The organism is Arthrobacter sp. MDT2-16, from assembly GCF_054510925.1.
This window is the reverse complement of the sequence record NZ_JBTNDP010000003.1, coordinates 152926-167410: the sequence shown is the minus strand read 5'-3', so window position 1 is coordinate 167410 and position 14485 is coordinate 152926. Positions and strand designations below refer to the sequence as shown.

Genomic DNA, 14485 nt, shown 5'->3' with positions numbered 1-14485 from the left:
CTGCACCGCCCGCGCGGGCCCCTCTACTGCCCTCCGGGCGTCCCCAGGAGGTCCCTGACCTTGTCCCAGCGCGAGATCTCGCAGCCGTCCGTGAGGGAGAAGGAGGCCAGCACGGACGTGCCGTCGAGGTCGCCGGTGATGCTCGCGGTCTGCGGCCCGCCGTACTGCTGCGTGCAGATCACGTCCTTGTTCGGCCGGGCCGTGAAGAACTCCGTGCCGAGCCGGCCGAGCGCGGCGCACGCGGCCTCGGCCCCGGGGAGGGTGGAGGCGGGTCCGGGCGCGCCGTCGACGCACTCGAGGACGTACTGCACGGGTTCGGCCGCGGCGTCCTGGCTGACCGAGATGGTCAGGAGGGCGTTGGTCGCGCCGGCGGGAGGAGCAGCAGACGTCGGGGTAGGCGGGGTGGACGCCGTGGGGGATGCCGTCGGGGAATCGCTCGCGGACGGTCGGGGGGTGGCGGACTGCACGGCGGTCTCCTGATCGGTCGGTTCGGCCGCCGGCCCACCCGGGGCGCAGGCGGCGAGGGTGAGGCACAGGGTGGCGAGGGGCAGGGCGAGGCGCAGGACGGTGCCGCGCGGTCGGCGTCTCGGCATCGGGTCGGTACTGGTCACGGGGTCCCCTTCGAGTGGTTTCCCAGCGTAACGGCTGGTGGGGGCACAGCGAAGCACCGCGGCGCCCGGTCGCGTGCCGGTGCCGCCGTCGTCGTCAGTCCGCGGCGAGGGCCCGTTCGAGGTCCTCGAGGAGCCGCACCCGGAGGGCCTGCGACTCCTCGGCGAAGCCGCGTTGCAGGCGGACGTACTCCGCCTTGCCCTCGGCCGTCTCGATGGCGATCGGCGTGTAGCCCCAGGCTGCGAGATCGTACGGGGAGGCCCGCATGTCCATGACGCGGATGCGCCAGGACAGCTCGAAGCAGTCCATGACGAGCTCACTCGGGAGCAGGGGCGTGAGCTTGTAGGCCCACTTGTACAGGTCCATGTTCGCGTGGAGGCACCCGGGCTGTTCGAGGTCCCGCTGCGTCGCGCGGGTGGGCGCGTGTTCGTTGAGGGGCACGGCTTCCGGGGTGTAGAAACGGAAGGCGTCGAAGTGCGTGCAGCGGATGCGGGAGGAGTCGACGACGTCGTCCGTCCCGTCCGCGCCCAGGCGCAGGTCGAGGTACTCGTGGCGCACGCCGTTGACCGCCGAGCGGTAGGCCATGGCCCATTCATGGAGCCCGAAGCAGCCGAACTGCGCCGGGCGGGCCGCGGTGCGGCCGAGGATCAGGCGTGCGAAGTCGATGGCGTCACGCCGTTCCTCGACGAACCGGCCGACGTCCACGCGCACGCCGTCACCGGCGGCGTAGTACTTCCAGCCGGCGCGCTCCGCGGCGGCGGGGCCGGTCAGCACGACTGCCGCCCCGGGGTGCCAGCGCAGGAGCTGCCCCGGCTTCTGGTTGTAGTAGGTGAAGAGGAAGTCCTCCACCGGGTGCTTGGCCCCCCGTGACCGCCGCTCCAGGTACGGCTCGCTGAAGCGGGTCACGCGGTCCCGGTGCCGCCGTTCGCGGTCCTGCCAGTCGGCCTCGGGGAGGCGGGTGGGGACAACGGCGGGCATTGTTCCATTATCACCCCGACCCCCAGAGGTAAATCCTCTGTGAAAAGAGAGGGAATTCGGGCCGTGGCGCGCTGGTCACCTTGAGTTGCCTCAGGTAAGTTGTGACTGCTGTGGCGCTTGTGATCGTCATCACAGGGTGGGGGTCCTCTCCAGGAGTCACGGCGCAGGGGGAACGGTTCCGGCCGGCCCGCACTTCCACGAGAGGCACTACCTTCCAATGACACAACGGAGAACAGCCGGACAGGGGCGCAGCACACTGCGCGCTGCCACGGCGATCGTCCTGGGTCTGCCACTGCTGGTGACGTCGACGGCCGTCGCGCCCGCTGCTTTCGCAGCGCCCGCGCAGGGCACTTCGATCACGCCCCAGAAGGCTCCGACCAAGGAGCTGGACCCCGCGCAGTACCCGGATGGCAGGTACATCGTCGTGCTCGCCGACAAGCCGGTCGCCACCTACGAGGGTGGCGTGGACGGCATCGCACCGACCAAGCCGCAGAAGGGCGAGAAGCTCGACGCCGCCGCGGAGAACGTGCAGCAGTACTCGCAGTTCCTCGAGACCAAGCAGCAGGAGGTCGCCGGCGAGAAGAACGTCGACATCAAGCGCACCTACACGGCAGCGCTGAACGGCTTCGCCGCGGACCTCAGCACCGATCAGGCCGTGGAGCTCGCCAAGAGCGACGACGTCCTGCTCGTGGCACCGGACGTCGAGAACGCGCCGGACTACTCGAGCATCGACTTCCTCGGCCTGAACGGCAACAAGGGGACGTGGAAGAGCCAGTTCGGCGGCGAGAAGAACGCCGGCGCCGGCACGGTCGTCGGTGTCATCGACACCGGCTACGCGCCGGACAACCCCTTCTTCGCGGGCAGCCCCGTCAAGCCGCTCAAGGGCAACGCCAAGCCCAAGGTGGGCGAGCCCTACCGCGACGCGAGCGGCAACATCGCCATGCTGAAGTCCGACGGCAGCACCTTCGTGGGTGAATGCCAGGTCGGCGAGGACTTCGACGGAAGCCTCTGCAACTCGAAGGTCCTCTCGGCCCAGTACTTCGCGGACACCTTCGTGGCCAGCGTGCCCGAGGCCGACCGCGCGCCCCAGGAAGTCCTCTCCCCCGTGGACATCGACAACCACGGAACGCACACGGCCAGCACGGCCGCCGGCAACGCCGGTGTGACGCAGACCGTGGACGGCCGCAACTTCGGCGTCTCCTCGGGTGTGGCCCCGGCCGCCAAGGTCTCCGTCTACAAGACCTGCTGGGAGGACAACGACCCCGCCACCGGTGGCTGCTACTCCTCCGCGGCGATCGCGGCCATCAACCAGGCCATCCTCGACGGCGTCGACGTCCTCAACTACTCGATCTCGGGCAGCACGACGACGACGACGGACCCCGTGTCCCTGGCCTTCCTCTCCGCCACGTCCGCGGGCATCTTCGTGGCCGCCTCGGCCGGCAACTCCGGCCCCACCGCCAGCACCGTGAACCACGGCGGGCCCTGGATGACGACGGTCGCCGCCAGCACCTTCAACTACGAACTGCAGGGCACCGCCGAGTTCTCCGACGGCACCAAGTACCGGGGCGCATCGATCATGCGCACGGGCGTCCCCGCCAGCCCGGTGGTCCTCGCGGCCGATGCCGCGGCAGCCGGTGCCGTCACCCCGAACCTCTGCGGTCCCAACACCCTCGACCCTGCGAAGGTGGCCGGCAAGATCGTGGTCTGCGACCGCGGCGTCGTCGACCGCACCGCCAAGAGCGCCGAGGTCAAGCGCGGTGGCGGTGTGGGCATGATCCTCGTGAACCTCGTCGACTCCTCGACGGACACCGACCAGCACGTGATCCCCACGGTGCACGTCAACGCCCCCGAGGCCCTCGAGCTCAAGGCGAAGGTCGCGGCCAACCCCGCCATCAAGGTCGCCCTGCAGCCCACGGACACCACGGGCAAGCCCCTGCCGCCCGCACCGCAGATCGCCGGGTTCTCCTCGCGCGGCCCGCTGCTCGCCACCGATTCCGATCTCCTGAAGCCGGACATCACGGCTCCCGGTGTGGCCGTCCTCGCGGGCGTCTCCACCGTCGGATCCAACGGCGCGCAGTTCGGCTTCCTCTCCGGGACCTCCATGGCCTCGCCCCACGTGGCAGGCCTGGGCGCACTGGTACTCAGCAAGAACCCCGGCTGGTCACCCGCCACGGTGAAGTCGGCCATGATGACCACGGCCACCCCCCTGAAGACCGCCACCGGCGGCGTCGAGACCGACGTCCTCGCCGTGGGTGCGGGCCACATCAACCCGGCCACCGTCCTCAGCCCCGGCCTGGTCTACGACCAGAACGAGGACGACTATCTCCGCTTCATCGCGGGGACCGGCTTCGACCTCGGGATCGGGGACATCGAGCCCGTCGCGGCCAAGGACACCAACGTCCCGTCCTTCGCGCTCGGCAACCTGACGGGTCGCACGGAGGTGACCCGCACGGTCACCGCCCTCACCCCGGGCATCTACCGTGCCACCGCCAACGTCCCCGGCGTGAAGGTCACAATCACGCCGTCGATCCTCAACTTCAGCGCCGCGGGGGAGACCCGCACGTTCAAGGTCTCCTTCGAGAACCAGAGCGCTCCGTTCGGCAAGTTCGCCGGCGGCTCGCTCACCTGGGAGGGCCAGGGCAAGAAGGTCACCTCACCGGTGGCCGTCCGCCCGCAGGCCGTCAACGCGCCGGCCGACGTGACCCTCACCTCGGCCGGTTCCAACGGCAGCGGCACCTTCGACGTCACCTCGGGGACGAACACCCCCATCAAGATGACGCTCCTGGGCCTCGCCAAGGCTGACTCCTCGGCGATCAACCTGGTGCCCGGTGGCCTGACCAACGGCAACAACGCCTCCAACGCCGTCAAGGACGTCACCGTCCCCGCCGGCGCCCCGGTCGCGAAGTTCTCCGTCCTGTCCAGCGACCCTGCCGCCGACTTCGACATGTTCCTCGTCACGCCGGCCGGCACCGTCACCCAGGTGGCGACGTCGGACGCGAGCGAGACCATCACGCTCGAGAAGCCGGCGCCCGGCACCTACCGGATCATCGCCAACCTGTACGCCAGCACCGACAACGCGCCGACCGCCGGCACGATCGATGCGGCAGTGCTGACCGGCACGGAGAAGAACGCGACACTGACGCCCAACCCGCTCGCCCTGGCGAACGGCAGCAAGGGCGCCGTGACCCTCAACTGGACCGGCCTCGCTGCCGGCTCACACGTGGGACGCGTGACCTACGAGGGGTCCTCGGCCGTGACCTACGTGACGGTCGTCGTCGGCGGAGCGGGCAATGTCGCGGCGCAGCCGACGGCGGAGCTCCCCACCGTCAACCCGGCGGACAAGCTCATGACCGGTCCTCGCGAGTCGACCACCCCGACCGGCGACAAGTAGCAGCACACCCCACGGGGACATGAGAAAGGCCGGTGGATCATCGATCCACCGGCCTTTCTCATGCTGTCGGTGCCGTTCGTCGTTCCTGCTTCCCGCGGCATCCCGGGCCCGATGTGCCCCAGCGCGCCGCTCCTCGTACCCGCGGGCATCAGGAACCGGGAACGACGGCGGGACCGGCCGTCGCGCAGGCGACGGGCGGAGCGGAGGTCCTAGCGCCCCGAGCCGGCGTAGACGGTGGCCGTGGCGTCGCCGTCGAGCTCGAACGCAGCGTGGACGGCGCGGACGGCGTCGTCGAGCAGGTCCGCTCCCGTGACCACGGAGATGCGGATCTCCGACGTCGAGATCATGTCGATGTTCACGCCGGCGTCGGACAGGGCACGGAAGAAGCGGTAGGAGACGCCCGGGTTGGAGCGCATGCCCGCACCGATCAGTGAGAGCTTGCCGATCTTCTCGTTGTACTCCACCGTCTCGAAGCCCACGCGGTCCTGCGCCTCGCCGAGGGCGGCGAGCGCCTCGACGCCGTCGACGATCGGCAGGGTGAACGAGATGTCCGTGCGGCCCGAGCCGTGCGTCGAGACGTTCTGGACGATCATGTCGATGTTCGTGTTGGCACCCGCGACGATCCCGAAGATCTCCGCCGCCTTGCCGGGGATGTCGGGAACCCCGACCACGGTGACCTTCGCTTCGGACCGGTCGTGGGCCACTCCGGAGATGATGGGCTGTTCCAAGGGTTCTCCCTCCTGAATCTTGATCTGGTCGTCGGGGCTGGGCAGCACCCAGGTGCCCTCGTTGTGGCTGAAGGAGGAGCGGACGTGCAGGGGGACCCCGAAACGCCGCGCGTACTCGACGCAGCGCAGATGCAGGATCTTGGCGCCCGAGGCTGCCATCTCGAGCATCTCCTCGCTCGAGATCGTGTCGATCTTCTGCGCGGACGGGACCACGCGGGGGTCGGCGGTGTAGACGCCGTCGACGTCGGTGTAGATCTCGCAGACGTCGGCCCCGAGCGCTGCCGCGAGGGCGACGGCGGTGGTGTCCGACCCGCCGCGGCCGAGGGTCGTGATGTCGTTGCTCTCCCGGCTCATGCCCTGGAAGCCGGCCACGATCGCGACGTCGCCCTTCTCGATGGCGGTCAGGATGCGGTGAGGGGAGACGTCGATGATCCGTGCCTTGCCGTGGATCGCGTCCGTGATCATGCCGGCCTGGCTGCCGGTGAAGGACTGCGCGGAGGCACCGATTCCGTGGATCGCCATGGCCAGCAGGGCCATCGAGATGCGCTCGCCCGCGCTGAGCAGCATGTCCATCTCGCGGGCGTCCGACGTCGCGCTCACCTGGGCGGCGAGGTCGAGCAGCTCGTCCGTGCTGTCGCCCATGGCGGACACGACCACCACCACCTGGTGGCCCGCGGCCTGCGTGTCGACGACGCGCCGGGCGACCCGCTTGATGCCCTCGGCGTCGGCGACCGAGGACCCGCCGAATTTCTGGACTATGAGGCTCATGCACTCGCTCACTGGGACGACGGCGGTGGACCTCGCCGTGCTGGCTGGGACTTCAGGGGCGGCAGCACCGGCGCCTCGGGGCGGCAGTTCGAAACCCTGCGCCCGTGCCAGTCTAGCGACGGGCTGATCCCCGGCCCAAAGTCCGCGTCCGTTTAAGAACAGCCGCCGGAACGTGCTCCCCGCGCCGATCCTGCGGTCCTGGCACCGGGGCGTGGCCTACTCTCGTACCATGACCGACGAATGTGGGGGAATCGTTGTCGAGGGGGTTGCCAGGAGCTTCGGCCCGGTACAGGCGATCCGCGACATCGATTTCGAGGCTCCGCCCGGGGAAGTGACCGCTCTGATCGGTCCCAACGGCTCCGGCAAGACCACCTTGATGCTCATGATGGCGAGCCTGCTGGCTCCCGATCATGGCACCGTGCGTGTGGCGGGCTTCGACCCCGTGACACAGCCCGCGGAGGTGAGGAGCCGTGTGGGCTGGATGCCCGACACCCTCGGGGTGTGGGAGTCGCTCACCGCCTTCGAGGTGCTGAGGACCCTCGGCACGCTCTACGGCATGAGCGTCGCGGACAGCGCACGGCGTGCCGACGAACTGCTCGTCGCCGTGAAGCTCACCGAGTTCGGCCGTGCCCCGGCCCGCGTGCTCTCCCGCGGACAGCAGCAGCGGCTGAGCCTCGCCCGGGCGCTGATCCACGATCCGCAGGTCCTGCTCCTGGACGAACCCGCATCAGGGCTCGATCCCGGCTCCCGGGTGGATCTGAGGTCCCTCCTGCGCTCCCTGGCCGCCGCGGGCAAGACCGTCGTCGTATCGAGCCATGTCCTGTCCGAACTCGACGAGATCGCCGATCGCGCGGTCTTCGTGAGCCGCGGACAGTCGGTCAAGAGCCAGACGCTCCACGAGGCCGGCAGCCAGGCACGCCGCTACTACGTCCAGGCCGAGCCGATGCAGGCGCTCGCCGATGCCCTGCGGAGCCACGGGGTCCGCTACGAGATGCGCGCCGACTCCCGACGCGAGGAGTTCCAGATCCAGCTCGGCAGCACGGCGGAGGCCTCCTGGCTGCTGCGCACCCTGGTGATGGCCGACGTCGTCGTCACCGCCTTCGCGCCCGCCGGCGGCGCCCTCGAAGAGACCTACATGAGCCTGGATACGGACCGACTATGAGCGCAGGAACCGAACACCCGACCAGGCAGCCCCTCGGGCAGGCTACGCGGCTGCCGCTCCGGTCCGCCGTCCGCACCGTCTTCTCGCTCGAGATGAGGCAGCGGCTGCGTGGCAGGGGCTGGTACTGGATGCTCGGCATCTGGTTCACCGTGATCGCCCTCATCTTCGTGCTCGGGACGGCGTTCCTCGGCGCCACCGACAACGAGGGCGGGGTCCTCTTCGACCTGGTGGTGGGCTTCATCCTGCTGTTCGGCCTGCTCGTGGCACCCGGGCTGTCCGCGAACGCCGTCAACGGCGACCGGGCGGGTGGCACCCTCGCGATCCTCCAGGTGACCCTGCTGACGCCGGGACAGCTTCTCGCGGGCAAATGGCTGGCCTCCTGGGTCGCGTCGCTCGCCTTCCTCGTCCTCAGCAGCCCCTTCATCTTCTGGGCCCTGGCGCTGGGAGGGGTGAACGCCGCGGAAGCGCTGGTCTCGCTCGTCATGCTCGCGGTGGAACTCGGCGTCGTCTGCGCCATCGGCGTCGGTGTCTCGGCACTGGCCAACCGGCCCCTGTTCTCGATCGTCAGCACGTACATGCTGGTGGCCCTGCTGGCGATCGGCACGGTGATCGTCTTCGGGTTGAGCACCACGCTCGTCATGGAGGAGAGGACCGTGCGGTCCTCCTACTACACCTATCCCGAGAGCAGCCTCGACAGCATGGGCGTGCCGGAGGAGGGCGCCGAGGCGGTGTGCCAGTCCCAGACCTACACCGCGGACCTCCCCGACACGCAGTACATCGCGTGGCTGCTCGCGGCGAACCCGTTCGTGGTGGTCGCCGACGCCGTGCCCTACAGCCTCCCGGACATGGAGGCCGACCCGGCGCCGGGTGGGATGGTCCCGGGCGGCTACTACGCGCCGGGTGTCATGGAGACGGTCAGCCAGGGGGTGCGCTCGGCCCAGGCGGGGCCGGACCTCGAGGTCACGTGCGAGGAGTCGATGAGTGGGCGCCGGCCGCTCCCGCAGGGCGTGCCGATCTGGCCCCTCGGCCTCGGCCTCCAGCTCCTGCTGGCCGGCGCGCTCCTGCTCATCGGCCGCCGGAAGCTGACCATGCCCGCCAGGCGTCTCGCGCAGGGGACGCGCATCGCCTGATCGGTGTAGGCGAGCCCGGGCAGGCGCGGACCCGGCTCGCCGTCGACCCTCGGGGGCCGACCGTCAGGACATGGCGCGGCGGCCCTCGAAGGCGCGGCCGAGGGTCACCTCGTCCGCGTACTCGAGGTCCCCGCCGACGGGCAGGCCGGAGGCCAGGCGGGTCACCGGGATCCCGATCGTCTTGAGCATGCGCACCAGGTAGGTGGCCGTCGCCTCGCCCTCCAGGTTGGGGTCGGTGGCGATGATGATCTCCTGGACCTTCTCGTCCGAGAGGCGCGCCAGCAGTTCGCGGATGCGCAGCTGGTCCGGTCCCACCCCGGCGATCGGGTTGATCGCGCCGCCGAGGACGTGGTACCTGCCGCGGAAGGACCGTGTGCGTTCGACGGCGATGACGTCCTTGGACTCCTCGACCACGCAGATCATGGACGGGTCGCGGCGCGGATCGCGGCAGATGGCGCACTGCTCCTGCTCCGCCACGTTGCCGCAGATGGTGCAGAACTTCACGCGTTCCTTGACCGTGGTGATCGCCGTGACGAGGCGCTTCATGTCCTCACCGTCGGCCTCGAGGATGTGGAACGCGAGGCGCTGGGCCGACTTCGGCCCTACCCCGGGCAGGCGTCCGAGCTCATCGATCAGCTCTTGCACTGCGCCTTCGTACACGATGGTCCCTCTTCTGCTGTGTGGTCCGCCGGCCCGGTTGCGTCGGGCGGCATGCTCTTCATCTCCCCTGCCGACGGCACGGGGGTGCCCCTCCATTGTCCGCCCTGCGCCGCGATGCAGGGCGGCGACGCGGGGCGATTACGCCGTCGGCCTGCGCTTCACGTCGATGGACGCCGGGAAGGGCGTCACTGGCCGTCGATGCTGCGTTCCTCGACCAGACGGCCGTTGAGGATGCGCTCGATCGCCGTGCGGCCCACGAGGCCCGATTCCTCGATCGTCTCGTCGTCCGCGCTCGGCTCGTCCTCCACGAAGCGGAGGTCGACGGCACCCCTGGCCGCCGCAGCCTCCTCGGCCCGTTTCCGCTCGGCTTCATCGAGGAGCTGCTGGTAGCGGCTGATCGGCTTCTGACGCACGTTCCCGGCGGATGCCGAGGGATCCGGGGCGGGACTGCTACCGCCCCGGGCGGGTGCGGCGGGCACGATGGGGCCGGTGGTCGCCACGGACCCGTCCGTGATGGAGCCGGCCGTTCCGCGTGATGATGCCTGATCGGGCATCCCGGCGGAGCCGGTCAGGCCGCGCGGCTGCGCAGGGGCCGGCGACAAGGGTGTCCCGGGAGAGGCAGGAGGCGCTTCGGCCACCGGCGGGCTCCACACCACGGATCGGGATCGCTGCGGCTCGGCCGGCCGTGCCGCGTCGGCCTGCGCCGGGCCCCCGGCGGGTGCCGTGGCCCCTGCCGCACCGGCGTGCGGCGCGCCGGCATGTGCCGGGCCCGCAGCGGGTGCCGCGCCGGCCTGTACCTCGCCGGCCTGTGCATTGCCGGCTTGTGCATTGCCTGCGGCATGTGCCCCGGGTACGGTGGAGCGGGCGCGCTGCGGAGCGGACGCCGAACCGCCCGCGGATGCCGGCGCTACCGTGCCCGGCCCGTTCCCCCGTGCTACGGACGGGGTGCCTGCGGGGTGGGCACCCGCGGCCCCCCGCTGTTGCCGCGGCCGGTGGTCGTAGGGGTCCTCAGGCACCGAGCCGACGTCGGATCCGGGATCGAAGGCGTCTTCCGGGGGTTCGACGAGCGCCCACGAGTCGTCCGACATCGAAGGATCCCAGGCGCCGACGGCCTCCGGCACTGCCGGACCGGTGGAAGCAGCGGGCCGGCCGGTACCGCCCGTGGTGCGGGTGCCGGTAGGTCGCGCGTCGTCACGGCGCACGGCGGCATCGGGGCGCGTTCCCTGCTCGGCGTCAGGCGTCGGCGCTGCATCTGACCGCACATAGGACCGCACATCGGACCGCAGGGCGTCGGACCGCGCGGCGGGGTGGCTGCCCGAGCGGGACGGTGCTCCCGTGGTCGACGGCGCCCGCCCTCCGGCGGTGCCAGGACTGCTGGATGACGGCGCAGCTGGGGGCGCAGCCTGCCCGGGCACGGGCCCGGACGCCGCAGGCCCGTCCGTGGGAGCGGGCGCGGAGGCGGCTGGACTCGTCCCATGTCCCGATCTGCCGACTGCTGACGGGGCGGCAGCCTGAGCATCGTCCCGGCTCAACGAGGTCCGGGTACCGGGGGACGGAGCGTCCTCGTCGGCGACGACCGCTGATCGGTGGGCGGGCAGGCCGACAGCCGGGGGCGCGGGGGACTGTGATGAACTGTTCGGCCTCCCGTCAGGACCTCCGCGCCCGGGTGGGGGCACAGCAGGAGCGAGGCCCGGGTTACTGCCCGGGGCCGCCTGACTGGCCGGTACTTTTGGGCCCGACTCACCCGCCCCGCCGGCGTCGTGGACCGCCTCGATGGAACAGGTGAGACCGAGCACCTTGTGGATGGCCTGCTTCACGTTGTCCACGTGGGGGCCGCGCTGGAAGCCGATGGCGGTCCCCTGGTTCGCGAAGGCCAGGACGAGCTGGTTGCCCTCGAACGAGCGCGGCTTCGCGGAGACGTTGACGATCAGCCAGGTGGCCCGCTTGATCCGGGCGACCTCGTCCATGATCTCGGGCCAGGCGCGGCGGATCATCTCGACGTTGCCGCCGGAAGCACCGGGAGCCGGGGGCTGACCCTGCCCCTGGTCCGCGCGGCGGGCCTCCTGCTGGGGCCGCCCCTCGCCGGTCTGCGCCGGGTCCACCTGCGGCCGACCGGTCTGGGGAACGTCCTGCGGTGCCTGCTGCGGCCGGCCCTGCTGCGGTGTCTGCTGCGGCGTTCCCTGGGGGCGGGAGGGCGCACCCCAGGACGGCGCGTCCTGGCTGCCGCGAACCGGGGCGTCGCCCGCCGGTCCGCCCGTGGCACCCGGGCGCCGGGTACGGTCGGGAGCCGCCTGCCCAGCACCCGAAGGCTGCCGGTCGCGGGCGGCATCGGCTGCCGGCGCACGCCCGCCGTCGTGCTCAGGCCCACCGAGCGGAGCCGGCGCTGACGGCTGTTTCCGGCGGTCGGCAGCAGCGTCCGGCACCCCCGGTGCGGCAGTGTCGGCGTCGGCGTCGTCCTCCGTGTCCGCCGCCCGACCGGGCTGACCCGTCGGGGCGGAGAAGGCGGGTGCGGCGGGCGCGGCAGCCGACGGGACCGCAGGTACCGCGTCGGACTGGTTCGAGGCACGCGGGGGACCGCCTGCGGCCGGCTCCTGCGGCGCCCCACCCTTCGTGGCCCCGGGACCCGCGAAGGCGGAGTCGGTGGACACACCCCAGCTGCCACCCCAGTCGGGGGACGAGTCGGCGGGTACGGGTCCGCCACCCGGACCGGGCACGCGGGCTGCGACGGGGACGGCGGGGGAGGAGGGATCCGGAGCGGCGCCCGGAGCGGTGCCGGGATCGGCGACCGCGACGGCGGGAGCTGCCGGATCGGCTGCGGGCAGCGACCAGCGGGCCGCAGCCTCCTCGGCGGTCCTGGGGACATCGAGGCGGGGGCGGGCGGGCGCCTTCGGCGTTTCCTCGGCTTCCGGAGCAGGCGTACCGCCGGCGTACTCCAGGCGACGCTCGATGCGGTCCACGCGGGCGAGCGTGCCCCGGACCGTGGCGTCGGCCGCGGGAAGCAGCAGCCGGGCGCACAGGAGCTCGAGGTGCAGGCGGGGCGAGGTGGCGCCCGTCATCTCGGTCAGCGCGGTGTTGGTGACGTCCGCCGAGCGGGACAGCTCGCCGGCCCCGAGCTGGTTGGCCTGGGAGCGCATTCGGTTGAGCTGGTCGTCGGGGACCCCGCGGAGGATCGACGCCGCTCCCTCGGGCACGGCGTTGATGACGATCAGGTCGCGGAAGCGCTCGAGCAGGTCCTCGACGAAGCGGCGCGGATCGTGCCCGGTCTGGATGACGCGGTCCACGGCATCGAAGACGGTGCCGGCGTCACCGGCCGCCACGGATTCGACGACGTCGTCGAGGAGCGTCGCATGGGTGTACCCGAGGAGCGAGACGGCGAGTTCGTAGTCGAGGCCGTTCTCACCGGCACCGGCCATCAGCTGGTCGAGGACGGAGAGGGAATCGCGGACGGAACCCCCGCCTGCGCGGATCACCAGCGAAAGCACCCCGGGCGCCACGGGCACGTTCTCCTGGCGGCAGAGAAGCTCGAGGTACGCCATGAGGGGCTCCGGCGGAACGAGCCGGAACGGGTAGTGGTGGGTGCGGGACCGGATGGTGCCGATGACCTTGTCGGGCTCCGTGGTGGCGAAGATGAAGAGGATGTGCTCCGGCGGCTCCTCGACGATCTTCAGCAGGGCGTTGAAGCCCGCCGACGTGACCATGTGGGCCTCGTCGATGATGAAGATCTTGAAGCGGTCGCGGACGGGCGCGAAGGTGGCACGCTCGCGGAGGTCGCGGGCATCGTCGACGCCACCGTGACTGGCGGCGTCGATCTCGATGACGTCGAGGCTGCCGGAGCCGTTACGCGCCAGTTCGACGCAGCTGTCACACGTGCCGCACGGTGTGGAGGTGGGCCCCTGGGCGCAGTTGAGGCAGCGGGCCAGGATGCGGGCGGAGGTGGTCTTGCCGCAGCCGCGTGGGCCCGAGAACAGGTAGGCGTGATTGATGCGGTTCTTGTCGATGGCCGCCATCAGGGGTTCGGTGACATGCTCCTGGCCGATGACGTCCGCGAAGGTCTCGGGACGGTAGCGGCGGTAGAGGGCTGTACTCACGGATGAACCTTATCGGTTGGTGCTGACGGTTTGCATGCCGGGCCGGTGGACGCGGGGAACAGCTGCGCGGGATCCACGACCCAGGGATCGCGCGGCAGCCGAGGGGGGTCGAACACCGCGAGGGCGGCCTCGGGCGACCCGTCGGGAAGGTCCAGCGAAGCCAGGATGACGCCCAGCACCGCACGCGCCGGCCAGCCTCGCCGGGCAAGGTCCTCCAGTGTCACAGCGCCGTCCCGTTTTGCCAAGCGGCGGCCCTCCGGCGAGACGGCGAGGGGCACATGGGCGTAGACCGGGACCGGCAGCCCGAGCAGCGAGGCCAGGTAGGCCTGCCGGGGAGCGGAATCGAGCAGGTCGTCCCCACGCACCACCTGGTCGATGCCCTGGGCGGCGTCGTCGACGACGACCGCGAGGTTGTAGGCGATCACGCCGTCGTTCCTGCGGAGCACGAAATCATCCACCGGTGCCGTGACGCGGCCGGCCATCAGGTCGTCGATGCTCCATGTCCCCGCCGCGGAGGCGAGCCGGAGCGCAGGACGCCGCTGCGTCCGCCGTCGTCCCCGCTCGTCCTCGCTGAGCCCGCGGCAGGTCCCCGGGTAGAAGCCGGGCCGACCGTGCGGCGCGCTCGCGGCCTCGGCGATGTCCCGGCGCGTGCAGAAGCACTCGTAGACCCGTCCCTGGACCATCAGCCGGTCCAGTGCGCGCTCGTAGCGTCCTGTCTGCTCGCTCTGGCGGATGACGGGTGCGTCGGGGACGAGCCCCAGCGCGGCCAGTTCGGCCAGCTGCTCGGTCTCGGCTCCCGCGCGGACGCGGTCGAGGTCCTCGACGCGGACCAGGAACCTCCTGCCGGTCGAACGGGCGAAGAGCCAGGCGAGGACGGCGGTGCGGAGGTTGCCGATGTGCAGCTGTCCGGAGGGGCTGGGAGCGAACCGGCCGGCGCCCTGCTCTGCCACCGTCCGACCTCCCGCTGCTTG

At 71.2% G+C, this 14485-nt stretch carries 9 protein-coding genes; 3 read left to right on the top strand and 6 right to left on the bottom strand.

Annotated features, from left to right (window positions below; translation table 11 throughout):
• Positions 1 to 23: 23 nt before the first annotated feature.
• Positions 24 to 611, bottom strand: coding sequence for an SSI family serine proteinase inhibitor (locus ACX80N_RS07360; RefSeq protein WP_459338871.1), 588 nt, complete (start codon positions 609 to 611; stop codon positions 24 to 26).
• Positions 612 to 705: 94 nt separating this feature from the next.
• On the bottom strand, positions 706 to 1587 hold the full coding sequence (locus tag ACX80N_RS07355) for a 3-methyladenine DNA glycosylase (RefSeq protein WP_105032522.1): 882 nt from the start codon (positions 1585 to 1587) through the stop codon (positions 706 to 708).
• 217 nt (positions 1588 to 1804) lie between these two features.
• On the opposite strand from ACX80N_RS07355, the gene ACX80N_RS07350 reads away from it, so the two are divergent.
• Complete coding sequence (locus ACX80N_RS07350) at positions 1805 to 4978, top strand: S8 family serine peptidase (protein ID WP_459338870.1); 3174 nt, start codon at positions 1805 to 1807, stop codon at positions 4976 to 4978.
• Between the two features lie 209 nt (positions 4979 to 5187).
• Here the strand turns inward: ACX80N_RS07350 and ACX80N_RS07345 are convergent, their stop codons facing one another.
• Entirely contained in the window at positions 5188 to 6474 is a 1287-nt protein-coding gene (locus ACX80N_RS07345; protein WP_105032524.1) for an aspartate kinase, read from the bottom strand.
• Between the two features lie 229 nt (positions 6475 to 6703).
• Between ACX80N_RS07345 and ACX80N_RS07340 the strand changes: the two genes are divergently transcribed.
• Both ACX80N_RS07340 and ACX80N_RS07335 read left to right on the top strand, forming a co-directional pair.
• Complete coding sequence (locus ACX80N_RS07340; RefSeq protein ID WP_105032686.1) at positions 6704 to 7636, top strand: ABC transporter ATP-binding protein; 933 nt, start codon at positions 6704 to 6706, stop codon at positions 7634 to 7636.
• Positions 7633 to 8766 (top strand): ABC transporter permease, encoded by a 1134-nt coding sequence (locus ACX80N_RS07335; RefSeq protein ID WP_459338869.1) that lies wholly within the window; start codon positions 7633 to 7635, stop codon positions 8764 to 8766. Before ACX80N_RS07340 ends, ACX80N_RS07335 begins: the two co-directional genes overlap by 4 nt.
• 63 nt (positions 8767 to 8829) lie before the next feature.
• Here ACX80N_RS07335 and recR read toward each other — a convergent pair whose 3' ends face one another.
• The 3 genes from recR to gluQRS form a co-directional block, all read right to left on the bottom strand.
• Entirely contained in the window at positions 8830 to 9426 is a 597-nt protein-coding gene (recR, locus tag ACX80N_RS07330) for a recombination mediator RecR (RefSeq protein WP_459338868.1), read from the bottom strand.
• A 185-nt stretch (positions 9427 to 9611) separates the two neighbouring features.
• Complete coding sequence (locus ACX80N_RS07325; RefSeq protein WP_459338867.1) at positions 9612 to 13514, bottom strand: DNA polymerase III subunit gamma and tau; 3903 nt, start codon at positions 13512 to 13514, stop codon at positions 9612 to 9614.
• A complete protein-coding gene (gluQRS, locus tag ACX80N_RS07320; protein ID WP_105032527.1) occupies positions 13511 to 14464 on the bottom strand; it encodes a tRNA glutamyl-Q(34) synthetase GluQRS in 954 nt (317 codons plus the stop codon). Before gluQRS ends, ACX80N_RS07325 begins: the two co-directional genes overlap by 4 nt.
• Between the last annotated feature and the right edge of the window lie 21 nt (positions 14465 to 14485).